Source organism: Altererythrobacter rubellus (assembly GCF_030284385.1).
GTDB lineage: Bacteria > Pseudomonadota > Alphaproteobacteria > Sphingomonadales > Sphingomonadaceae > Erythrobacter > Erythrobacter rubellus.
The window spans coordinates 1,281,095-1,302,923 of sequence record NZ_CP127221.1; the positions used below are offsets into that span (position 1 = coordinate 1,281,095).

General features: G+C 59.0%; 22 protein-coding genes. 10 read left to right on the forward strand and 12 right to left on the reverse strand.

The genetic code is table 11. The features are described 5' to 3' along the window. Positions 1-204: 204 nt before the first annotated feature. Positions 205-1,122: a metal-dependent hydrolase gene (locus QQX03_RS06530; RefSeq protein ID WP_285974957.1), complete on the reverse strand. Its 918-nt coding sequence runs from the start codon at positions 1,120-1,122 to the stop codon at positions 205-207. 31 nt (positions 1,123-1,153) lie between these two features. Between QQX03_RS06530 and QQX03_RS06535 the strand changes: the two genes are divergently transcribed. Continuing rightward, on the forward strand, positions 1,154-1,753 hold the full coding sequence (locus QQX03_RS06535; protein ID WP_285974958.1) for a TetR/AcrR family transcriptional regulator: 600 nt from the start codon (positions 1,154-1,156) through the stop codon (positions 1,751-1,753). Here QQX03_RS06535 and ygfZ read toward each other — a convergent pair. After that, entirely contained in the window at positions 1,737-2,474 is a 738-nt protein-coding gene (ygfZ, locus tag QQX03_RS06540) for a CAF17-like 4Fe-4S cluster assembly/insertion protein YgfZ (protein WP_285974959.1), read from the reverse strand. The genes QQX03_RS06535 and ygfZ overlap by 17 nt on opposite strands. Then, entirely contained in the window at positions 2,471-3,358 is an 888-nt protein-coding gene (locus QQX03_RS06545) for an ATP-grasp domain-containing protein (protein WP_285974960.1), read from the reverse strand. Before QQX03_RS06545 ends, ygfZ begins: the two co-directional genes overlap by 4 nt. Positions 3,359-3,426: 68 nt before the next feature. Here QQX03_RS06545 and pyrC point away from each other — a divergent pair, with 68 nt between their 5' ends. Beyond that, a complete protein-coding gene (pyrC, locus tag QQX03_RS06550; RefSeq protein ID WP_285974961.1) occupies positions 3,427-4,464 on the forward strand; it encodes a dihydroorotase in 1,038 nt (345 codons plus the stop codon). On the opposite strand, the gene rarD is transcribed toward pyrC, so the two are convergent. Then, positions 4,461-5,381 carry an EamA family transporter RarD gene (rarD, locus tag QQX03_RS06555; protein WP_285974962.1) on the reverse strand — a complete coding sequence of 307 codons (921 nt, stop codon included), beginning with the start codon at positions 5,379-5,381 and terminating at the stop codon, positions 4,461-4,463. The genes pyrC and rarD overlap by 4 nt on opposite strands. Positions 5,382-5,583: 202 nt before the next feature. Here rarD and QQX03_RS06560 point away from each other — a divergent pair, with 202 nt between their 5' ends. Beyond that, positions 5,584-6,051 (forward strand): glycine zipper 2TM domain-containing protein, encoded by a 468-nt coding sequence (locus QQX03_RS06560; RefSeq protein WP_285974963.1) that lies wholly within the window; start codon positions 5,584-5,586, stop codon positions 6,049-6,051. Between the two features lie 124 nt (positions 6,052-6,175). Here the strand turns inward: QQX03_RS06560 and astD are convergent, their stop codons facing one another. Both astD and QQX03_RS06570 read right to left on the reverse strand, forming a co-directional pair. Continuing rightward, positions 6,176-7,591: a succinylglutamate-semialdehyde dehydrogenase gene (gene astD / locus QQX03_RS06565; RefSeq protein ID WP_285974964.1), complete on the reverse strand. Its 1,416-nt coding sequence runs from the start codon at positions 7,589-7,591 to the stop codon at positions 6,176-6,178. A gap of 99 nt (positions 7,592-7,690) precedes the next feature. Further along, complete coding sequence (locus QQX03_RS06570; protein WP_285974965.1) at positions 7,691-9,106, reverse strand: protein adenylyltransferase SelO family protein; 1,416 nt, start codon at positions 9,104-9,106, stop codon at positions 7,691-7,693. A gap of 104 nt (positions 9,107-9,210) precedes the next feature. Here QQX03_RS06570 and QQX03_RS06575 point away from each other — a divergent pair, with 104 nt between their 5' ends. The 4 genes from QQX03_RS06575 to QQX03_RS06590 all read left to right on the forward strand — a co-directional run bounded on the left by QQX03_RS06575 (position 9,211) and on the right by QQX03_RS06590 (position 13,403). Further along, complete coding sequence (locus QQX03_RS06575; protein WP_285974966.1) at positions 9,211-10,071, forward strand: alpha/beta fold hydrolase; 861 nt, start codon at positions 9,211-9,213, stop codon at positions 10,069-10,071. Between the two features lie 10 nt (positions 10,072-10,081). Further along, positions 10,082-11,137, forward strand: coding sequence for a glycosyltransferase family protein (locus QQX03_RS06580; RefSeq protein ID WP_285974967.1), 1,056 nt, complete (start codon positions 10,082-10,084; stop codon positions 11,135-11,137). Between the two features lie 128 nt (positions 11,138-11,265). After that, positions 11,266-12,036, forward strand: coding sequence for a tetratricopeptide repeat protein (locus QQX03_RS06585; RefSeq protein ID WP_285974968.1), 771 nt, complete (start codon positions 11,266-11,268; stop codon positions 12,034-12,036). Positions 12,037-12,071: 35 nt separating this feature from the next. Then, on the forward strand, positions 12,072-13,403 hold the full coding sequence (locus tag QQX03_RS06590) for an outer membrane protein assembly factor BamB family protein (RefSeq protein ID WP_285974969.1): 1,332 nt from the start codon (positions 12,072-12,074) through the stop codon (positions 13,401-13,403). A gap of 15 nt (positions 13,404-13,418) precedes the next feature. Here QQX03_RS06590 and QQX03_RS06595 read toward each other — a convergent pair whose 3' ends face one another. From QQX03_RS06595 to QQX03_RS06605, 3 genes are read right to left on the reverse strand one after another with little or no spacing between them, the layout of a single operon-like run. Then, on the reverse strand, positions 13,419-13,727 hold the full coding sequence (locus QQX03_RS06595) for a putative quinol monooxygenase (RefSeq protein WP_285974970.1): 309 nt from the start codon (positions 13,725-13,727) through the stop codon (positions 13,419-13,421). A gap of 12 nt (positions 13,728-13,739) precedes the next feature. After that, complete coding sequence (locus QQX03_RS06600; RefSeq protein WP_285974971.1) at positions 13,740-15,110, reverse strand: glutamate--cysteine ligase; 1,371 nt, start codon at positions 15,108-15,110, stop codon at positions 13,740-13,742. Positions 15,111-15,149: 39 nt separating this feature from the next. Then, on the reverse strand, positions 15,150-15,899 hold the full coding sequence (locus QQX03_RS06605; protein ID WP_285974972.1) for a 16S rRNA (uracil(1498)-N(3))-methyltransferase: 750 nt from the start codon (positions 15,897-15,899) through the stop codon (positions 15,150-15,152). Positions 15,900-15,937: 38 nt separating this feature from the next. On the opposite strand from QQX03_RS06605, the gene ubiA reads away from it, so the two are divergent. Continuing rightward, on the forward strand, positions 15,938-16,846 hold the full coding sequence (gene ubiA / locus QQX03_RS06610) for a 4-hydroxybenzoate octaprenyltransferase (RefSeq protein ID WP_285974973.1): 909 nt from the start codon (positions 15,938-15,940) through the stop codon (positions 16,844-16,846). Positions 16,847-16,852: 6 nt separating this feature from the next. After that, positions 16,853-17,479: an SOS response-associated peptidase gene (locus QQX03_RS06615; RefSeq protein ID WP_285974974.1), complete on the forward strand. Its 627-nt coding sequence runs from the start codon at positions 16,853-16,855 to the stop codon at positions 17,477-17,479. Between the two features lie 46 nt (positions 17,480-17,525). On the opposite strand, the gene QQX03_RS06620 is transcribed toward QQX03_RS06615, so the two are convergent. Continuing rightward, positions 17,526-17,909: a VOC family protein gene (locus QQX03_RS06620; protein WP_285974975.1), complete on the reverse strand. Its 384-nt coding sequence runs from the start codon at positions 17,907-17,909 to the stop codon at positions 17,526-17,528. 126 nt (positions 17,910-18,035) lie between these two features. Between QQX03_RS06620 and soxR the strand changes: the two genes are divergently transcribed. Continuing rightward, entirely contained in the window at positions 18,036-18,488 is a 453-nt protein-coding gene (gene soxR, locus QQX03_RS06625) for a redox-sensitive transcriptional activator SoxR (protein ID WP_285974976.1), read from the forward strand. Here the strand turns inward: soxR and QQX03_RS06630 are convergent. Both QQX03_RS06630 and QQX03_RS06635 read right to left on the reverse strand, forming a co-directional pair. Then, positions 18,485-19,012: a SixA phosphatase family protein gene (locus tag QQX03_RS06630; RefSeq protein WP_285974977.1), complete on the reverse strand. Its 528-nt coding sequence runs from the start codon at positions 19,010-19,012 to the stop codon at positions 18,485-18,487. The genes soxR and QQX03_RS06630 overlap by 4 nt on opposite strands. A gap of 1 nt (position 19,013) precedes the next feature. Next, on the reverse strand, positions 19,014-21,647 hold the full coding sequence (locus QQX03_RS06635; RefSeq protein ID WP_285974978.1) for an ATP-dependent DNA helicase: 2,634 nt from the start codon (positions 21,645-21,647) through the stop codon (positions 19,014-19,016). Positions 21,648-21,829: the final 182 nt, after the last annotated feature.

Consider the following 21,829-nt stretch of genomic DNA (forward strand, 5'->3'; position numbering starts at 1 on the left):
GGAATAGCCTCAGCCTCAAGTTTCGTTAGCGTACGGCCCGTGCTTCTACCGTGTCCGTGAAGTTAAACGAGCCTCAAGAGAAAAAGACCAATGTCCGCTATCGAGTCATTTGAAATGATGCCCAAACGGCCGAAGTTGGGGCGCAAACCTGCCGAAGAGGCGAACGGCAGGTATTGGGTCGTTAGCGGAAGTGCAGCTTTCGGCTCACTCTGCCGGCATCACCGCATCGGCATAGGGGCTTTCCGTTTTGCCGATCAGCGTGCGGTCATCATGGTCCCATGGGTGGAAGCGCGGCGTCAGGATTGCTGCCCATTCGACGAACATCCGGCGCATCATGCCCGGCTTCCACCACAGGAAGGCATAGAGCTTGCGCTTCGCCTGTTTGTGGGTGAAGCCGTCCTGCTCCAGCAGGCCGATGGCATCGCGGATGCGGTTGCCGAAGTACTTCTTCGTGATCAACGCTGCAACCAGTGCGCGGGTCTTGTAGCGTTTCCACGCGCTCCAATCGCGGGTCGCGTGCAACCATACGTCGTAGACCAGGCCCTTATGCTCGATCTCTTCGGTTGCGTGCCAGCGCCAGATATCGGCAGCGACCGGGTCGGCGCCCTCAAGATAGCGCGGATCGGAAAGCAGATGCCGGCTGATGATCGCCGCGAAATGTTCCAGCGTGATAGTGATCGCGAGGTTGAATTCCTTGGGGCGACCCTCGGTCAGTTCCAGCATCGCACGGATGCCCTGCTCGATGCTTTCGACATTATAGCCGTGATCTGAAACCAACCGGTTGAATGCGACATGCTCGCGTGTGTGATTGATTTCCTGTGTAGTAAATGCCTTGATCTCGCGCGCCAGCTTGGGCGGCAGATCTTCGCGGAAATCGCGCAAGGTTTCGATGAAGAAGGCCTCGCCGCGCGGCAGGCTGGCTGAAACAGAGTTGTACCAGGCCGTCGCCACCGGATCATTCGAATGCCAATGGCGCGGGACCATTGCCTTGCGGTCAAACCGCCGGTCACGCACGATCAACTCATGCTCAGACGGGGTCGCGCTTCCGCGGGCGGTGATGGGTTCATCGCTGCTCTTGCTGGTTACATCAGAGCGCTCTAGATCGTTGATTTGGTCGGTCATGGTTTTAAGAATCTATTAGGCTTAACAAATAATGACAAGTCGCAAACGGTTAACACCCGAAGAATCAAGATGTTCCGCTCTCGAGGCAGCGCGGGCTTTACTTATTGAAACAGGGCCTCAGTCAGTCACTCTGAAGGCGGTTTCGGCACGTATTGGGCGGACGCATGCAAACTTGCTGCACCATTTTGGGTCAGCTTCTGGACTGCAAAAGGAGCTTGCGCGCCACCTGGCAGAGACTGTTTGCGAGACGATCAAGGAAGCGGTCACTGCGCATCGAGCTGGGCTTGGTAGCCCGCGCGAGGTGGTCGACCTGGCTTTCGATGCTTTCGATAAAGAGGGAGCCGGGGCGCTGGCCAGTTGGATGATCCTGACCGGCGATGAGGATGCATTGAGTCCGATTGTAGAGACGATCCACCAGCTGGTGGACGAGATCGCGCCAGAAGAGGTGGATCATGACGGCAATGCGACCAGTTTTCATGTCGAAACGCTTGCGTTGGTGCTGATGGCCATGGGGGATGCACTGATCGGGTCGGCACTCGCGAAATCGCTTGGCCTTCCAGAAACAGCGGCGCGTGATCGCGCTCAATTAATGCTTGAACGCTCACTTGGACCGATCAACCAACAGGCTTGATGGCCTTCCGCAGCCAGTCGGGCGTATTCGCGGGGTTGATATCGCTGACGCGTAGATGGTCGATGGCCAGGCCGAGGTCGGGATAGGCCACCTTCCGGCGCTTTTCATCTGATGTGTCGAGCGGAACTGCAACCAAACGACGATTCACCTTTTGCCGCCAGTTCATGCGGGCGGTGTTTTCCTGACCGATGTAGCAGCCCTTGTCGAAGCTAACACCATTCAGTTCGACCGCATTCGTTTCCAGCCACAGGATATCGCCAAGTTCAGCCTGACCCTCGGCCACGCCTAGCGAAAGGCGATGTGCGAGCCATGCCGTGTCAGCTGGCTCCTCGCCATCGATTGCAGGCGCGAGCCAGCGATACCCTAGCTCTGGCAGGCGGGGGTCTGGCACCGCTCCTTCGCGCGCTTCATTGCTCCAATGGACCGCCAGACTGTGATCGCGCGCAATGTCGATCTTGCGGCGTAGGCGATAGAGCGAGAGGCGTTTGGCGAGATCTTCAGCCACAGCCGCTTCACAATCGAGCAGGATGTCGTCGCCGTCCGCCCAGACCAGAAAGTCGAACATCGCCTTGCCTTGCGCGGACAGCAGCGCAGCATATACGGGCAAATCCGCGCTAACATCATTGGTTACGAGCCATTGCAGGAATGCGCGCACGTTCTCGCTCTCATCCTGTGCAGCCATGCGAATGACGGCGCGGCTTGAAAGTCGGGTTGCGGTCACTTGGTCTCTATCTTCTTGGAAATCGCTTTCGCGAGTCGGAGACCCAGTTTGGGCCCTTGTTCGGGATAGAGATAGGGTTCGATCAGCTCCGCTTCCATAAGCAGCAGTTCATTTCCGATGCCGCGCACCATGTCGATCCGGGCATAAAGCGGGGTTTCGAACGGGATCGCATCGACCACAGCCTGCGCCGCCGCGAGATCGGCCCCGTCAGGTGAAACCGCCTCCTCCGTTCCGCCATAAAGCGACTGTACGCGGTAATCGCCTTCCGCCGGGCGCTTGCACAAGGCGTGGCTGAATTGCCCGTCGACGAACAGGAAGCTGTACTCGCCTTCACTGGCGATTTGCGGCAGGTACGGCTGCAGCATCGCAGGATGAAGCATATGCCAATCTGGCTGGGTCTGACCCATATGGTGGATCGTTTGTCCTTCTGCGCCTGCGCCCACCTGCCGCTTGGCGACAACCGTGTTGCAATGGAAAGCACGCATCGCCGCATCAATGTCGGCAGCACTGGTTTTTTCTATCCAGAGGGTGGGGATTGTCGCAATCCCGCGCGCTTCCAGATCGCGCAGATAGGTCTTGCGGGCGTTCCAGCGCAAGGTCGCGGCTGAATTGCAGACTATGATACCGGCCGCTTCAAGCGCGTCCAGCTTGGTAAGGAATGCCGCCTCGTCATCCTGATAGTCCCACGGCGTTCCGACGAGCACCAGATCATGGCTGTCAAAGGCCTCGATTGGATCGCGCCAATCCACCTCTGTCAGTGTCCCGCCCAGTTTCTCGATCTCCGGACGGATAGCGTCGACCTGCAGATCGTGCTCATAGGCGTCTTCGCGACGGCGGGGTGATCCGGGCATTGTGCCGGGGCAAACAAGAAATCCGATTTTCATACTGGCTCACTTAGGGATGAAGATAGCGGCTGGAAAGATACCGCGCACAGCATTAGAGGCTAAAGTCGATGACTGACACGCTGACGATCCGCCGCCCCGATGACTGGCACCTGCATTTCCGCGATGGCGTTATGATGCGTGATGTCCTGCCCTATACTGCGCGCCGGTTTGCGCGCGCGATCGTGATGCCGAATCTCACGCCGCCTGTGACGACCGCTGAACTGGGCGCGGCCTATCGTGAGCGGATTATGTCCGCTGTGCCGGACGGAGTAACTTTCGCACCGTTGATGACGTGTTACCTCACCGACAATACCAATCCTGATGACCTGGCACGCGGGCACGCAGAAGGGGTGTTCACGGCGGCCAAGCTTTACCCGGCCGGTGCAACCACCAATTCGGACAATGGCGTGACGGACGTGCGCAAGCTCGATCCCGTGCTTGCCCGGATGGAAACCCATGGCATTGTCCTGTGCGTGCATGGCGAAGTGACCGATCACGATATCGACGTTTTCGATCGCGAAGCGGAATTCATCGAGCGGCATTTGCGCCGGATCACGAGCGAGTTTCCCAAGTTGAAGATAGTGTTCGAGCACATCACCACCAGCGATGCAGTGAACTTTGTGCTTGATTGCGGCCCCAATGTAGGCGCCACGATTACGCCGCAGCATTTGCACATCAACCGCAATGCCATGCTGGTGGGCGGGATTCAGCCACATAATTACTGTCTGCCGGTGGCCAAGCGTGAAACACACCGGCTGGCGCTGCGCAAAGCGGCAACCAGCGGGAATGCGAAGTTCTTCCTTGGCACCGATAGCGCCCCGCACGAACGCCATACCAAGGAATCTGCCTGTGGCTGTGCGGGCATTTTCAATGCACCGTTCGCGCTGGAAAGTTATCTTCAGGTGTTTGAAGAGGAAGGCGCACTCGACAAATTCGAAGCCTTTGCCTCGCTCAATGGACCGGCGTTTTACGGCCTGCCAGCGAATGAAGATACCATAACGCTGGAACGCGTGGACGTGTCCGTTCCTGATGAATTGAAGGCGGGTGGCAGCGTGATCGTGCCGTTTCACGCCGGACAAAGGCTTGGCTGGCGGATTGTCGATTAAGCAGGTTTGGCTTTGCGGCCGCGCTGGACAAGGTCCCACACAAAGATTGCGATTGCGGTCCAGATAAAGGCAAAGCTCGCCAGCTGTGCCGGCAGCAGGGGGCGGTCGAATACCGTCAGCCCCAGGATGAACACGATTGATGGCGCCAGAAACTGGATGAAGCCGAGCGTGGAATAATCCATCCGCTTTGCCGCCACCGCGAACATCAACAACGGAACTGCGGTAAATACGCCGCCCAGCACAATCGCAAGGCTCAGATAAATGTCTTGCCCGAATGATGATCCACCCGGTCCAGCGGCATACCACATGGCAATTCCGGCAGATAGGGGCAGCAACAGGGCGCTTTCGATTGTCAGCCCCGGCAGCGACCCCACGGCAACCTGTTTGCGCAGCAAGCCATAGGTGCCAAAGCTCAGGGCCAGCGTTAAGCTGATCCAAAGGGTAGTGAGCGCACCTGCCAGCAAGACTGCAACGCCGGCGCCGGCCAGCGCCACTGCGATCCATTGTCGCCTGGAGAGCTTTTCTCCCAACAGCATCGTTCCCAACAGCACATTAACCAGCGGGTTGATGTAATATCCAAGGCTCGCTGCAAAGATTTCTCCGGTCTGGACCGCCCACACATAGACGAACCAATTAGTGGCAATCAGGATAGAGCTGGCAAGCAATATCAACATGGCGCGCCGGTTAAACAGCGCGGTCTTCAGCTCCGGAATCTGTTTGCGAAACAATACAATCAGCAAACAGAAGGGCAGGGTCCAGATTATCCGCCATCCAACGAATTCGATTGGCGGCACGCTTTGAACCAAAATCAGATACAGCGGCAAGAAGCCCCAGATCAGATAGGCGCCCAGCGCCGCAGGAAGGCCCGATGGCTTGCTGCCAGCCTGACTGTCTGCTTGAGGTACTGGAGTGCGCACCAGCGGCCCCTAGGCCTGCCGTGCCACACCTGCAAGCAACGATTTATCCGATGATTTCGCACGGCCTGTCGCTGTTTTCCAATTCTGACACCTCTGTTGCAAATTGTTCAGGTTAACAGACCTAAACCTGAACACATCGAATCGCGGTGTTTTCATCAGCCCCCGCAACAGCAAGCACTCGATGAGAGCAGGAGTTGGAAGAATGACTGTTAAGACTGGAAAGAAATTCACCCCTATCGCCGCGGCCGGAATGGCGTTTGCTGTCTCGGCACCAACGCAAGCGGCTGATGTTCCTTCTGCTGCCCCACTCGCGTCATCGCAATACGCCCATGTCGAAGTGCTGGGTGAGACGACGGCCGAGCATAAGCGCAAGCGCCACCCGCATCATGCGCGCGGCCATGCCTATGGCCATCGCAATCACTACGATGATCGCGGCTATTATGGCGAGCTTGTCTATCGCGATACGCGCATCTGGCGTGGCCGTGACGGCAGTTACTACTGCCGCAAGGAAAATGGCACGACAGGACTGCTGATCGGTGCCGGCGTTGGCGCACTGGCTGTCAACGAGCTGGCGGGCCGCGGTGACCGGACTTTTGGGACGTTGCTTGGTGCGGTAGGCGGCGCGTTGCTTGGCCGTGAAATCGATCGCAGCAATTCGCGTTGTCGCTAATTCGATGACGTAATCACAAGCTTGGGCCGCTTCCACCAAGTGGCTCCGGGGCGGCAACCACCATGCCGCGGAAAACGCTCTCTCGCTTCGGCATGGGGGCGTTTTCTATATTTGTAACAAAGAGTTATTTCTCGATCAGACCAATGCTGATGGTTGCACGCGGTTGCTTCATTTCAGTGCTGGCAACCGGATATGCGCAATAATCTGCTGCGTAATAGGCAGCGGGGCGGTGATTACCCGACAGGCCGATTCCGCCAAAGGGAGCAGCCGATGAAGCGCCATTGGTCGGGCGGTTCCAGTTGATGATGCCAGCCCGGACGTTTGCCCAGAAACGGTCATAATCTTGCGGCCTACCGCCGACCAGCGAAGCAGACAGGCCAAAGCGCGTGTTGTTCGCCTCTGCAATGGCCGCATCGAAATCCTTCACCCGGATAACTTGCAAAATCGGACCGAACAGTTCGACATCGGGCCGATCTTCGATCTCTGTTGTGTCGATAATGCTTGGCGTCAGGAACGGCTTGGTTTCGTCCGGACGACGCAAATGCTGGATAGGTTTTCCGCCCAGGCCAATCAGATGGACATAGCTTTGCATCAGCTTGTCAGCGGTGTCATTGTCGATCACCGGGCCGAAATAAGGCGACGGCTCAGCGAAAGGCTCATCGACAATCAGCCGTTTGGTCAGCTTGAGCAGATCTTCCATCAGCGGCTCGTACATGCTTTCCAGCACGACCAGGCGCCGCGCGGCCGTGCAGCGTTGGCCGGCGGTTGTAAACGCGGATTGTGCAATCAGAACGGCTGCGTCCTCGAGCAGCGGCGTATCGATTGCCACAATCGGATTATTCCCGCCCATTTCCAGCGCAACTATCTTGCCGGGATTTGTCGCGAGGGTCCGGTTGATCGCGATCCCGGCTTGCACAGACCCGGTGAACAGCACGCCGTCGACGCCAGGGTGGCTGACCATGGCTTTGCCTTCTTCGACCCCACCGATCACGATTTGGATGGCATCTTCGGGAATACCGGCTTGGTGGAAGCAATCGACCAGAAATACGCCCACAGCGGGGGTTTTCTCGCTTGGCTTGAACACGATCGTGTTGCCCGCGATCAAAGCTGGCACAATATGTCCGTTCGGCAGGTGCGCCGGGAAATTGTAGGGCCCGAGAACAACCATCACCCCGTGCGGCTTGTGGCGCACGGCAGCGGTGCCCTGAAGTGCGCTATCGAGCTTTTTCTTGCCCGTCCGCTCAGCATAGGCGTTGACGGAGATTTCGACCTTGTTGATCACCGCATCGACTTCTGTCCGGGCTTCCCACAAGGGCTTGCCCGTTTCGCGCGCGATCAGTTCGGCAAATTCGTCGGCACGCTTGCGCACCTGATTGGCAAACCGGCGTACCAGCTCGATACGTTTGGTTAGCGATTGGCCAGCCCATGCAGGCCAGGCGCCGCGCGCGGCGGCAACCGCTGCGTCAACGTCAGTCGCTTCGCCGCGCCACAGTTCTTCACCAGTGGCCGGCTCATAGGAAATGAATGTGTTGTCGCTCACGTTGTAGCCCGCGGCCTCCCTCCTTCAATCCGGTTAGTCGGGACAGGCAAAAATGGGAAAGGGATATTGCGCAAGATCACAAGCTTTTACGAGTTCTGCTCAGGCCCGAACATGACCAGCTGGCACCGGTGCGGCGCCGTGGGCATCGCCCATCCTGCGGATTGCCTCGACCTTGTCATGCAGTGGTTGCCAGTCATCGCGTGCATCAATGGCCGACCAGATGGCTTCAACCTCGTCGATCAGCATCGATTGCGGCTGATCATCGCTCCAATAATCATGGCTATCGTCGACGGGCTCATATGGCTCTAGAATGTCCGCCAGCTCGCCTGACGCGCCGCGCCCACCACGATGCGCGTGGAAGAAAGCGTCCGGCTGCTTGCCGGTTTCCCGCAGCGCCTTTTCGCAGGCAGCGACAAGGGCGCCATCCTCTTCTGCGCCGCGCCGATTGATGCCCAAACGCCAGCACCAGCGCCGCGCGACCGCGTCCATATAGAGCGGCCCGAACCGGTTCATTGCAGCAATCAGCGGCTCCGCATCGCTCAACAGCCGCAATGCGACCGCGAGTTGCCCGCAATTCCAATGCAGCGCCTCTGGCTGGCGGCCGAAGGCATAGAGCCCCTGCTGGTCGAAATAGGCGGCGGTGAAGCCGGGATCCCAATTGGGCAGCCAGCGCCATGGGCCATAGTCGAAGCTTTCGCCCGAAATATTCATATTGTCGGTGTTGAGGACGCCGTGAACAAAGCCCGCGACCATCCAGCTGGCGGCAAGATCTGCGAGCCGCTCGACCACATTGTGAAGCAGTCGCACAGATGGTTCATCGCGGCCCGGCGCGTCCTCGGGTGGAGGCGGACCGGGAAAATGCTTCAGGCAATAGGCAACCAGCGCTTCCATATGATCGCGCTCTTCATACGCCAAGAGACGCTGAAATGAGCCGATCCGGATGTGACCATGGCTCAGCCGCACCATCACAGCCGAGCGGGTCGGCGAGGGCTCATCATTGCGCATCAGCTCTTCACCGGTCTCGATGATCGAGAAAGTTTTGGATGTGTCTACGCCCAGCGCTTCGAGCATTTCGGTTGCCAGGATCTCGCGCACGCCGCCCTTCAGGGTCAGCCGTCCGTCTCCAGCTCGGCTAAAGGGGGTCTGGCCGGAACCCTTGGTTCCCAGATCGAGCAACCGGCCCCCATTTTCCTTGGTGCCATCGCGCAATTGCGCAAACAGGAACCCGCGCCCATCGCCGATCTCTGGATTGTACACACGGAACTGATGCCCGTGATAGGCGAGCGCCAAAGGCTGTGGCAGATTGTCTGGCAGTGGTTCGAACCGGCCGAAATGCTGAGCCCATTGATCGTCGCTCAACCCTGCCAAGCCGACGGCATTGGCCCAGCGATCATTGCGAAAGCGCACGCGTGTTTCGGGAAAGTTTGCCGTTTCAACAGGCGATCCGAGCCAATCGAGGGTATCTGTGAGCGCAACATCGGGCGTATAGGGCGAGGCATTCGGGGCGCTGGGCATACACCCTTAGTGGGGTCTAGTGCCGGGGACTGCAAGCTAGGCGCGCTGCGGGCATACGTATCATCTCTTGATTTCCGCCGCGATTTCGCCAAGGCATCCGTCCCATGAGCGCATCCTACACAGACGAATACTGGATCAGCCCGGACGGGCTGAAACTCTATTACCGCGATTACGCGGGGCCGAACGACAAGCCACCGGTGCTTTGCTTGCATGGCCTGACCCGTAATTCGCGGGATTTCGCACCGCTTGCAGAGACGCTGGCAGGTGACTGGCGCGTGATCGTGCCGGAAATGCGCGGGCGCGGAAACAGCGAGTATGCGAAAGACACCAGCACCTACACCCCACCGACCTATATCAAGGATGTCGAGGCTCTGCTGGCCGAGCTTGGAATCGAGAAGTTTGTAGCCATCGGCACTTCGATGGGCGGGCTTATGACGATGCTGATGGCGGCCAAGGATGCCTCGCGCATTGTCGCCGCCGTGCTCAACGATATCGGGCCGGAAATCGATCCCACGGGCCTCGCGCATATTGCTGGCTATGTCGGGCAAGGGCGCAGTTTTGACACATGGATGCACGCTGCAAACTCACTGCGCGAAACGCATGGCGCAAGCTTTCCTGATTACTCGATTGATACCTGGCTTGAGATGGCAAAGCGCACCATGGTGCTGGGCCAGAATGGGCGTCTCGTACTCGACTATGATATGGGGATCGCTGATCCCTTTAAATCCGCCAATGATGCGCCCCAGCCTGATTTGTGGCCAGCATTCAAGGCTTTGAGCGATACACCGACACTGTTGGTTCGCGGCGAGTTGTCCAATCTTTTGACCGAGCAGACTCAATCGCGAATGGCGCGGGTGCATGGTAATCTACGCACTGTCACTGTGCCACGGGTCGGCCATGCACCGATGCTTGATGAGCCTGAATCGCTTGCAGCGATCCAGGCACTGCTCGCGGATATAGTCTAGGCGACCAACTGTGGCCGCCGACAATCTCCGAATTCTGCATTGCTTGCGCGATGGGGCCTTGATCGCGGAGGTCGCAGCAGGATTCGGTGCGTTTGGCTTTGAAGCCGCGCACACTATCGCGCTTGCCAATCCCGATGTGAGCTATGACAAATCGGTTCTCCGCGCGAATAATCTGACTGTGGCCCGGGACTTTCCCGTTTTTGGGGGCAGCGCGGGGCCGGGCAAGCTGATCGCGATTGGCAATGCTCTGGCGAGTTATGATCTTGTCGTCACCTATGGCTGGGATGCGATCAATGTCGCGATGGCGCATAAGGTTTTCGGGCAACATCTGAAGCTTCCGCCACTGGTGCATCACGAGCAAGGCTCCGCCGGCTTTCTTGGCAAAGAGAAGGGCTTCAAACGCAAGCTTCTGCGGCGAATAGCGTTAAGTTCAGCACATTCGCTGGTCACGGGTGCTCCCGCGATCGGCGATTTCGCGCGAAGGCATTGGAGCGTTGCAGCACCCCGGATCGCGCATATTCAACCGGGCATCGATCTGAAGCGCTTCCGGCCAAGCACAAAGCCTGACGCACTGCACGGCCTGGTCAAGCGTTCGGCCGAACATTGGATCGGCGCGAATCTGTCGGTCGATACAGCTGCGTCCGCAAGCAAGCTCGTGCAATCCTTGCAGGATCTGCCAGGCGATTGGCATCTGGTCCTCACAACAGAGCAAACATCAACAGAAGAGATCCGAAGCTTGGCCGAAGGTCTGGAAGTTAGCCACCGTGTCCATGTGCTGGATCGTTTGGCCGATGAAGCAAAGGCGATGGCGCTGTTTGACATCTATGTCGAGCTTGCCGGTCCCTTCGAGGCAGCGCCCAGAACCCTGCAAGCCATGGCCGCGGCGACCGCGGTTATCCGGCGCGGGAAGGCTGACCTGACTTCTGCGCTTGATGATCTGATCGAAGATAAGGCGGCCCGCAGGGCATTGGCTGCAAGCAATCGCCAGCAAGCATTGGCACAATTTGACAAGGCGGTATCTGCCAGGGCGCTTGGGTCGCTCTATCAAGCGGCAATTGCCGGATAATCCGGCGCAATACGCTTAACCTAGCGTTCAACTCGTCGGGGACACATGTAAAGCGCCATTGCGGTTGGCGCTTCGCCCCACTAGAAGCCCACCCCAAGACGTTAATCAGTTTGAGGAAGAGCCAGATTGTGGCGCTAGTACCCGGAAAAAAGAAAAACCCCGAAGAAGAGAAAGCGGCTCAGGACGATGTCCTGATGCGCGAGATCGACGATGCTGTGCGTGAAGACCAGTATAGGGAGTTCGGCGAAAAGTACGGCAAGCCGCTGATTGCGGCGGTGGTTCTCTGGCTGGCTGGTTTCGGTGGCTATCTGTATTGGGATGGCCAGCGCGAAGCCGATATGGAAGCTGATAGCGAAGCGTTGACAGCTGTTCTCGATCAAGCCGAAGCAGGAAATTTTGACAGCGCCAACTCAAGCGCAGCGGCGCTTGCCGGCCAAAGCGAAGGCGCGGCGAAAGCTGCGGCGATGCTGACGCAAGCAGGTATCGCGATGGATCAAGAACGGGTTTCGGACGCAGTCGCGCTATATGCGCAAGTTGCAGCCGATGAAAGTGCCCCACCGGTCTTGCGCGATCTGGCATTGATCCGTGAAATGGCAGCCAGCTTCGATACGCGTGATCCGGCAGAAGTGGTCGCGAATCTCACCCCACTGGCGGTGCCGGGTAATCCCTGGTTCGGCAGTGCAGGCGAACTGGTTGCAATGGCGCATGCAGAACAGGGTAACAGCGAGCAGGCCGGGACTTTGTTTGGCGAGATCGCTCGCAATGAAGATGTGCCTGAAACACTTCGTGCGCGTGCGCGGCAAATGGCGGGTCTGATGGGGGTTGATGCCATCGAGGACGCAGATGAATTCATGGCCGAGCGGGAGCTGCCAAACGGTGGCGCTGCTGCGGCGCAGTAAATCGAATACAATTTCGACCGGGATCGAACACACTTATGACACGCAAAATTACACGTTCAGCACTCGCAGTCGCACTGATTGGCACGGTCTTGTCGGGCTGCGCGGGTGACGGCGGCAGCAAGCGCACAACACCGACAGTCGGTGAACGCGTGCCGGTGCTGACGCGGATCGAAAGCGGGGCAAAGGTCGATCCAAGCCTGGCCGCCGTTGATGTCGTTTTGCCAGCTGCGCAAACCAATGCCGATTGGGCGCAGGTCAGCAACACGGCCAGCAAAGCTTATGGCCATTTGAGCCTGGCCGAGAACCCTACCCGCATCTGGACCTCAACCATCGCCGGTTCATCCAATCGCGTTCGCCTTGCCGCTGCACCTGTCGTCGGTGGTGGCAAACTGATCGCGGTTGATACATCCGGCGTGGTGCATGCCATGGATGCCGCCACAGGTGCATCGGTCTGGATGCACCGGATGGACATCCCGAGCGAGTTGTCGGGCTCTGCCTTCGGAGGCGGCGCCAGCATCGAAGGAGACCGCGTTTTCGCTACCAATGGCGTTGGCGAAGTGATCGTCCTTGACGCCAATACCGGGGCGGAAATCTGGAAAGTGCAACCGGCAGGTCCCCTGCGCGGATCACCAACGGTTGCCTTTGGTCAGATATTCGTGATGACGCAGGACAACCAGATTTTCGCGCTTAACGCGAGTGATGGCGAGCAGATTTGGCAAGAGTCGGGCTCCGCCACACAGGCGGGCGTGTTTGGCGTGGCTGCACCGGCTGCAGGCCAAGGTTCGGTGATTGCTGGTTATTCGTCAGGTGAACTCAGCGCCTATCGTTATGAGAACGGCCGCGTGCTGTGGGCGGATGCCCTGGCACGGACATCGATCTCTACCGAAGTGGGCGCGATCAGCGATATCGATGCCGATCCGATCATTTCCGACGGCCGCGTATACGCCTTGGGGCAGGGCGGCCGGATGGCGGCTTACGAATTGCTCACAGGTCAGCGCATCTGGGAATTGAGCCTTGCGGGTATCTCTACCCCTGCGATTGCAGGCGAATGGATCTTTACGCTGACCGATGATGCGCGATTGCTGGCAATTGCGCGTTCTAGCGGGCGTGTGCGTTGGATGACCCAGCTGCAACAGTATCGTAAAGAGAAGAACCGCACTGGTCCGATATTCTGGACTGGTCCGGTACTTGCGGGCGGCAATCTGTGGGTCGCAAGCTCGGAAGGGCTGCTGTACAAAGTGAGTACTGGCGAGGGGTCAGCGCAGCAATATGCGGATTTGAAACAGCCGATTACCGTGCCGCCTATCGTAGCCGGAAATACGCTTTATATTCTGGATGACAGCGGGCGGATTTCCGCGTTCCGCTGATCGATTGAAGCCCGCTTAAAGCGGGTTGCCTTCGTCAGTGTTATAGATGCGCAGATCGCGCCCGACTGGCGGGTTTGCGGCCATAACCTTCTGGAATTCGGCCATATGCGCGCTCTTGCCATGCGCAGCTAGCGCTTCCTGGCTTTCCCAGCGTTCGTAGATAATGATGCTGTCCGGATCGGAAAGATCCTGCGCGAAAGTGTAGGTCAGGCAGCCGTCTTCCGCGCGGCTGGCCGCTACCATTGTCTTGATCGCTTCTACAGTGTCGGGATTGTTCGCGATGGTCCCCGGGGCCAACGTGATAGTGCCATTGATCTGGATCATGCGTAATCTCCCTTAGAAGCTGTATTTATACACCCGGCTGACATCACCGTTCCACTCGCCATGATACATGTCGAGCAGTCGCTGCGCGGGCACTTTGCCGCTTTCGACAATCTCGTCGAGGGTTTCGAGGAAACCTGTTTCATTGTCGCCGGAGCTGTTGAGGCGCGCGCGGGCGCTGAGGCCCTGTCGCGAGATCTTCATCACGTCACGTGCGAGATCTTGCAAACGGCCGCCGCCGGGTATCTCTGCATCCAGCGCTAATCGGGGCGCGTCATTTCGCAACTTCTCGCGCTCTTCCATGGTCCAGTCTTTGACCAGGTCCCACGCTGCATCAAGCGCGGCATCGTCATACAGCAAGCCGACCCAGAACGCGGGCAGGGCACAAATGCGGCTCCACGGCCCACCGTCCGCGCCACGCATCTCAAGGAAGCTTTTTAGGCGCACTTCAGGAAATGCGGTTGAAAGGTGATCCCACCAGTCAGATTGCGTAGGCTTTTCGCCGGGCAGAACCGAGAGGTTGCCATCGAGAAAATCGCGGAAACTCAGGCCTGCCGCATCGATATACTTGCCGTCGCGGTAGACAAAATACATTGGCACATCGAGCATGTAATCGACCCAGCGTTCATAGCCGAAACCATCCTCGAAAACGAACGGGAGCATGCCGGTGCGGTGTGGGTCCGTGTCAGACCAGATATGACTGCGATAGCTCAGGAAGCCGTTGGGCTTTCCTTCGGTGAATGGCGAGTTGGCGAACAAAGCGGTCGCCAGAGGTTGCAACGCGAGGCCGGTGCGGAACTTCTTCGCCATGTCGGCTTCGGATGAATAGTCGAGGTTCACCTGGATCGTGCAAGTGCGCAGCATCATGTCGAGGCCCAGATTTCCCACCTTGGGCATGTGTCGCATCATGATCTCGTAGCGGCCCTTGGGCATGATCGGCAGCTCTTCGCGCGTCTTGTCCGGCCACATGCCAAGGCCGAGGAAGCCCGCGCCGCATTTTTCGCCGATTTCCTTGACCTGAGCCAGGTGACGGCCGGTTTCCGCGCAAGTCTGATGCAGGTTTTCAAGCGGCGCACCCGACAATTCAAGCTGCCCGGCGGGCTCGAGGCTGACAGTGCCGTCGCTGCCGCGCATAGCAATAATCTTGCCATTCTCTTCGACAGGCTCCCAACCAAATTCATGTAAATTCAGCAGGATATCACGGATACCGCAGGGTTCATCATAAGACACCGCAAAGAATTTCTTGCGACAATAGACCAGCTTCTCGTGCTCTGTTCCGATCCGCCATTGCTCGCGTGGCTTCTCGCCCTGTTGCATCGGTGCGACCAACTGGTCGCGCGATTCGATGATCGGGTCTTCCGCCCCTGATGCTTCACGCGTGCTCATGCCAGTTGCTCTAGAAAACTGATCGCCATTGGGGAAGCGCTAATTATTCCAGTCGCCCTTGTTTCCCATCCAAAGTGCAGTTGCGGCGATGGCCGCGGTTTCGCCTCTGAGTATTCGTGGGCCAAGAGAGATTTGTTTCGCCCGTGGGTGTGACCGCAGCATTTCGCGCTCCGCATCGTCGAAGCCGCCCTCAGGACCGATCAGCATTGCGGCGGGTCCGCTATTGGTGACAAAGGCCTCACCGGCAGGCTGCCCTCCCAGCTCATCTGCGAAGTAGAGTATGCGATCTTCGGGCCAATCGCGCAGCAGCGCCTCCAGTTTCACTGGCTCATGTATTTCTGGCAGTGCTGTTCGCGCGCATTGTTCGGCAGCTTCGGTTGTGATGGTGTTGGCGCGCTCCAGATTGAGCTTGTCCGCTACACACCGCCGCATGAGCACCGGATGGATTTCGGCGACACCCAACTCGGTAGCTTTCTCCAGCACCAGATCAAATCGGTCCTTCTTTAGAAGAGCCGGGCAGAGCCAGAAGTCTGGTACTTCTTCTCTAGCGCGAAGCTTCTCGACCACGGTCAAATCGACGCGCCGTTTGTCGACCTGCCCAACGCGCGTGGCCCATTCGCCAGTTATATTGTCGCACAGGATTACCGCATCGCCTTCTCGCATGCGCATGACCTTACCCAGATAATGGGCTTGTTGGCCTACAATCGCGAGAATACGCCCCGCAGCCAGTTCGTCGCTGACGAACAATCGCGGTGCGCTTCGTGGCGGCCAGGCGGGTTTAGCAGGCATGGCTTCCAACTAAGCGTGGCTGACGCTAGTGAGCAAGCATGAACGATCACATCGTCCCCGATAGCGAGCATCGCGGCCTCATCGCGCGGCTGCCGCCATTGCCGCGTGATCTGGCACAATTGGCGCGGTTTGACCGACCGATAGGATGGTGGCTGCTTTTCTGGCCCTGCGTATTCGGGGTATGGCTGGCCGGGGCAGGATGGCAGTTAAGTTTGCTTGGCTGGCTGCTGCTGGGCGCCATTGCGATGCGCGGGGCAGGCTGTGTCTATAATGACATCGTCGATGCAAAGCTGGACGCCAGCGTAGCGCGCACGGCGGCGCGCCCTGTTGCGAGCGGCCGTGTCAGTAAGCGATTGGCGTGGGGTTGGCTCATTACGCTGTGCCTTATCGGACTGGTGGTGCTGCTGCAATTGCGGCTTCTGGCGCAGCTGGTTGCGCTGGCCAGCCTTGTTTTGGTGGCAGCCTATCCCTTCATGAAGCGGATCACATGGTGGCCGCAGGCGTGGCTCGGGCTGGTATTCAACTGGGGCTTGCTGGTTGGGTGGACGCAACTGCGGTTTGATAACTGGGACGCGCTGGCGTGCCTTTATGCGGGCTGCATCTGCTGGGTGATCGGGTATGACACGATTTATGCGCTGCAAGACCGGGAAGATGACGCGCTGGTCGGCATCAAATCGTCTGCGTTGCGCATGGGAGAGGCTGTGAAGGGCGGCGTGACTGCGTTCTATCTTGGTGCGGTCGTGCTGTGGGGACTCGGCTTGTGGCTTTATCGGCCTGACTGGATTGCGCTGCTGACTTTGGTGCCGGTAGCGGGGCATTTGCTTTGGCAAGTGGCGACGCTCAATCCTGCAGATCCCGACAATCCGCTTGCACGGTTCCGTTCCAATTGTTGGGCCGGGGCATTGATGGCGCTGGCGTGCTTCATCGTCGGAAATGCAGGGGCCTGACGCACCGTGTGCAATCTCTACCGCATGACCAAGAAGCAAGATGAAGTCGCCCAATGGTTTGATGCGATCGACGCGCTTGGTGGCGCGAATTCCAGCGGCGAAGTATTCCCCGGCTATCCGGGTATGGTAGTTGCCGGAGGGCAGCTCAAGCGCATGAATTGGGGCTTCCCGCTGGTGATGAAAGGCAAACAGGGCCAGCTATTGAAGCCCAAGCCGGTCAACAACACCCGCACTGACAAGCTCGACAGTTTCTTCTGGCGGCACAGTTTTGAAGAGCGGCGCTGTCTGATCCCCGTCACTGCATGGGCGGAGGCAGAAGGGCCAAAGGGTGGCAAAACACGCACCTGGCTATCACTGCCTGACAACGAGCTGTTCGCGTGCGCTGGGATATGGCGAACCTCGGACGAGTGGGGCGATTGCTATTCAATGGTGATGACCGATGCTGCGGGTGCGGCCGGCGAAGTCCACACCCGCATGCCGGTTATCCTGAGACGCGAAAATTACGCCGCATGGACCGAGGGATCGCCTGATGAAGCGCGCGATTTTTGCGTGCCTTGGAGCAATGAAATCAGCCTGGATCGGACCGACCAGCCGTGGGCAGGCGGTGTGGCCTCGCAGCGCACTTTGCTTTGACGGGCAGGGGGAGGACCGAACATCGGTTCGCGTAGGATCGGCTCATTCATTGTGCGCCCCCTGCATAGCTGACGACTTCGAATTCGATCCCGTCCCAATCGAAGAAGTAGAAGCGCTTACCGGGGTCATAGTCGTCATGCCCAAACGGCTTGAGGCCGGCCTCTGCGACGATGGCTTCGGCGCCATCCAAATCATCGACCGTGAAGGCGACGTGATTGAGTGGCGCTCCCTTGCTGTATTCGCCTGTGACATGATCACCGGTGTAGAGTGCCAGGTAATCGTGATCGTCACCCACGTGGATGGTCCAGCCATACTTCTGGCTATCGCCGCGCCAACGTTCTTTCCAGCCGAGAAGATCTTGGAGCAATGCTGCGCTGCGCTCCGGGTCGGTTACAGAGATATTGACGTGTTCGAGTTTCCCTTTGGGCATCAGATTATCCTTTCATCAGTGGTGCCGGGCAGAGCAAGAATTGCGTTCCCGAATCACCTCACTTGCCCATTGTGCAATCTCAACCTAAGTTGAGGTCAAGGGTGAAATGAATAAAAGGCTTACACGATGCATTCGCGGCCCAAATCGAGTGATCTGCTCCCCATTGGCGATCTGGCCCGGCGGACTGGGTTGTCAGTGTCCGCGATCCGCTTTTACGAAGGGAAAGGGCTGGTAGAGCCGATCCGTACGGCAGGAAATCAGCGGCGCTTTCTGCGCAGTGATATCCGGCGATTGAGTTTCATCCTGATTGCGCAGCAGCTGGGGCTGGCACTGTCAGAAATCGAAAGCGAGCTCGCCAAGCTGCCGCACGGGCGCACGCCCACGGCGAGCGACTGGAATGCGATCAGCCAGTCAATTCGCGGGCAATTGGATGCAAAGATCACGCAGCTTGAACGTACGCGCGACAAGCTTGACGGCTGTATCGGCTGTGGATGCCTCAGCCTGTCGCACTGCCAGCTCTACAACAAGGATGATTACCTGGCTGCGCAAGGGCCGGGGCCGCGCCAGGTTTTGGCCTAGGTTTCCGGTCCCAATTCTGCGTCCAGATCGCGCGGGCGGGCAAAATGCACTAGCTTGCCGCAGCGCGGCTTCAGCTCCGACCAGTCATCAATATCGAGCTCGAGTACAGCGAAAGCAGCCGTTGGGAACTTGCGCGCAGCTTCGAAGAACAATTTGTTCTCATGCTCTTCCGAAACGAGCTCCAGCAGCACTTCCTGCATGCCCGGATTGTGGCCCGACACTAGCACAGATTTGCTGTCGCCGGCCAGATCGGCAACCGATTCCAGAATTGTATCCGAACTCGCGATGTAGATCCGCTTGTCATACTGCACGTCTGCGTCGGGCATCGCGGCTTCCATGGTCAGCCGGTTGCGCTCGGCCGGGCTAGCGATCACCGTACCCCATTTAGTGCCGTGCGTGCGGATATGATCGCCCATCAACTTCGCACCGCGCCGACCACGATCGTTCAGGCCGCGATCGAAATCACGTTTGGCCATATCGTCCCAATCGGACTTGGCATGTCTGAATAGACCAAGGATCTTCACGTCAGGCGGGTTCCTCTCCAATGGGCATGTCAACGGCGTTGCCAATACTCGAAACACCAGCGGCGACCCGTTGTAAAGCCTCCTCCAGCGTCAATCTGATGACAGGAGTGCCCTCGGGGAAGGCGCTGAGCAGGCGACTTGGGAAAGCTGGCGATAGCACGATGAAATGCCCCGCATCCTCTTTGCTTCGGATCAGACGGCCGAATGCCTGCGCCAGCCGCGCGCGGATGATCTTGTCATCATAAGCGCTGCCGCCGCCGGCCAGGCGCCGCGCCTTATGCAGAATATCGGGGCGTGGCCACGGCACTTGCTCCATCACGACGCAGCGCAGCGAATGGCCGGGAACGTCAACTCCGTCACGCAAGGCATCTGTACCCAGCAGCGACGCGCGCGGATCGTCACGAAAGATATCCACCAATGTACCTGTATCGATCGGATCGACATGCTGCGCGTAAAGCGGCAGTCCGCCGCGCGCCAACCGGTCTGCAATGCGCCCGTGTACCGCGCGCATCCGGCGTATCGCTGTGAATAGGCCAAGCAAGCCGCCGTCCGATGCTTCGATCAGCCGCGCATAGGCACCCGCGAGTGAAGGCAGATCGCCTTTCTTGATATCGGTTACGATCAGCACTTCAGCGCGCGTGGCGTAGTCAAACGGGCTTTCAGCTGCGGTTGTCTTCGGTTCAAGCTTCAGGTGCGCCGCGCCCGATCGCTCGACCGCGCTTTGCCAGTCCGCGCCGGTTTCGCTGCGATCAGTCAAGGTCGCGCTGGTCAGCATAACGCCATGTGATGGCTCAAGCACGACCTTGGCAAAGGGTTTCATCGGATCAAGCCAATGCCGGTGGATTCCGATGTCAAATTCGCGCGCGTCGCTCCGGTCCACCGCCAGCCAATCGACAAATTCAGGGTCAGCTGGACCGCCCAATCGCTCCAACAGCGCCTCCCACGCCGCCAACGTGTCGATCCGCCAGCTAAGCGAGTAGCGCGCGCCATCAATCCGCGCGCGGCCTTGTGCATCTAGCCAATCCGGCGCGTCCTCCAACACAGCTTCCAGCCGCGTGGCGAGCTTGATCAGTGGAGCACGGATTGCCGCCAATGCTGCTTCGGCCTCGCCTGCCGCCTGGATCAGTTCACCAGGTAAAGATGCGGCTTCGGTTTCGATCCCGTAGCCCGCTTCCTGTCCGCCAGATTCGTCGCGCGCGTAAGTCGTCGCACGAACTGCGGCGAGAAGTGCCTCGACGGGCCCAGATGGTTCGTTCTCGTTAAGCCGCTGCAGCCAGCCATCGGACGGTAATGCCTCGGCCGCATGGACCGCAGCCTCGACCGCCTGCCCCCCTGCGTCATCATAGCTTGCGACGTCTGCCAGCCGCGCGGCCAGCCCGCGACGGCGGCCATGATTCTTGCGTTCCGGCCCGATGATCCAGCGACGCAGCTCGATCGCTTCCTGGCCCGTTAGTGCTGCAGCAAAGGTTGAATCGGCGGCGTCGAACACATGGTGCCCCTCGTCGAACACGATGCGGGTCGGGCGCTGCGCATGATCGCGACCGCGCGCCGCATTGACCATCACCAATGCGTGATTGGCGATAACCAGATCAGCCTGAGCAGAGCTGCGCGCGGCATGTTCGATAAAGCATTTCCGGTAATGCGGGCATCCGGCATAAACGCATTCGCCGCGCTGATCGGTCAGCGCTGCAATCCCGCGCTTGCGGAATAGAGTGCCGAGCCAGCCGGGCAGATCGCCGCCAATCATATCGCCGTCCTGCGAATAGGCGACCCATCGCGCAACCAGCTGAGCAAGAATGGCCGGTTTCCCCGCAAAGCCGCCTTGCAAGGCGTCTTCGAGATTGAGTAGACACAGGTAATTCTCGCGGCCTTTGCGTACGACCACAGGGCGCGACCCGTCCTGGCGCTCGGCGGGCCAGGCGCGGCGGCTTTCCTGGCGCAATTGGCGCTGCAAATTCTTGGTATAGGTGGAAACCCAAACGGTCCCGCCGGACGCGTCCGACCAGAGCGAGGCAGGCGCGAGATAGCCGAGCGTTTTACCGATGCCTGTACCCGCTTGTGCCAGCATCAAATGCGGATTGTCGCGTTTGTCTCGCGGCGCAAACACTTGCGCGGCATCCCGCGAATACATCTGCTGGCCTTCGCGTTTCTCTGCGCCTTCTCCGGTCAGTTGATCGAGCCGGGCAAGCACGGCCTCTGATGACAGCTCAATTTGTTTAGGGGCGGGGCGCTCGGTCGCTTCCTCCCATTCGGGCAGGCGAGAGAAAAGCCACTTCTCTGCGCGTTCAGGCCGCGCAATATGCGGCGCCAGGACCTGGGCCCATGGCCAGCGCAGCTTCACAAGGTTTTGCAGGGCGCTCCACGCACCTTCGCGTTCGGGCCAGTTCTCGCTCTCGCAAACCGCGATCAATGCGCCCGCCGCCTTTTGCAGGAACGCGGGCACGACGGAATCGGCTGCTGGCTCTTCCAGCCCCAGCGTCTCTGCCAGTCCGCGCGGCGTCGGCACGCAAAACCGGGCTGGGTGTACAAAAGCATAGAGTTCAAGCAGATCAAGCCCCGAAAGATCGGGGTAGCCGAGCCGGTTAGCGACAAGCGGCGCATTCAGTATCAACAGCGGCGTATCGGCCGCAGCCATTATTGCGTCGCCTTTGGAGACTCCCTCAGCCGCACAATTCGTGCGGGCAAGCCAAGTGCCTGAATGGCTGGCATGCAACGCGGGAAGGGCCAAAGGAGAAGAGGGAAGCGCTGAACTCACTCCATTGCCGTTAGAACACAGAGCGAACGAAGCGCAAGCGGGGTTAAGGCCAGAGTAGTGGA

Bases quoted from the DNA above. Each gene is read 5' to 3' on its own strand.
- QQX03_RS06530 (WP_285974957.1), bottom strand. From the start codon at position 1,122: ATGACCGACCAAATCAACGATCTAGAGCGCTCTGATGTAACCAGCAAG.
- QQX03_RS06535 (WP_285974958.1), top strand. From the start codon at position 1,154: ATGACAAGTCGCAAACGGTTAACACCCGAAGAATCAAGATGTTCCGCT.
- QQX03_RS06545 (WP_285974960.1), bottom strand. From the start codon at position 3,358: ATGAAAATCGGATTTCTTGTTTGCCCCGGCACAATGCCCGGATCACCC.
- pyrC (WP_285974961.1), top strand. From the start codon at position 3,427: ATGACTGACACGCTGACGATCCGCCGCCCCGATGACTGGCACCTGCAT.
- QQX03_RS06560 (WP_285974963.1), top strand. From the start codon at position 5,584: ATGACTGTTAAGACTGGAAAGAAATTCACCCCTATCGCCGCGGCCGGA.
- QQX03_RS06570 (WP_285974965.1), bottom strand. From the start codon at position 9,106: ATGCCCAGCGCCCCGAATGCCTCGCCCTATACGCCCGATGTTGCGCTC.
- QQX03_RS06575 (WP_285974966.1), top strand. From the start codon at position 9,211: ATGAGCGCATCCTACACAGACGAATACTGGATCAGCCCGGACGGGCTG.
- QQX03_RS06590 (WP_285974969.1), top strand. From the start codon at position 12,072: ATGACACGCAAAATTACACGTTCAGCACTCGCAGTCGCACTGATTGGC.
- QQX03_RS06595 (WP_285974970.1), bottom strand. From the start codon at position 13,727: ATGATCCAGATCAATGGCACTATCACGTTGGCCCCGGGGACCATCGCG.
- QQX03_RS06600 (WP_285974971.1), bottom strand. From the start codon at position 15,110: ATGAGCACGCGTGAAGCATCAGGGGCGGAAGACCCGATCATCGAATCG.
- QQX03_RS06605 (WP_285974972.1), bottom strand. From the start codon at position 15,899: ATGCCTGCTAAACCCGCCTGGCCGCCACGAAGCGCACCGCGATTGTTC.
- ubiA (WP_285974973.1), top strand. From the start codon at position 15,938: ATGAACGATCACATCGTCCCCGATAGCGAGCATCGCGGCCTCATCGCG.
- QQX03_RS06620 (WP_285974975.1), bottom strand. From the start codon at position 17,909: ATGCCCAAAGGGAAACTCGAACACGTCAATATCTCTGTAACCGACCCG.
- soxR (WP_285974976.1), top strand. From the start codon at position 18,036: ATGCATTCGCGGCCCAAATCGAGTGATCTGCTCCCCATTGGCGATCTG.
- QQX03_RS06635 (WP_285974978.1), bottom strand. From the start codon at position 21,647: ATGGCTGCGGCCGATACGCCGCTGTTGATACTGAATGCGCCGCTTGTC.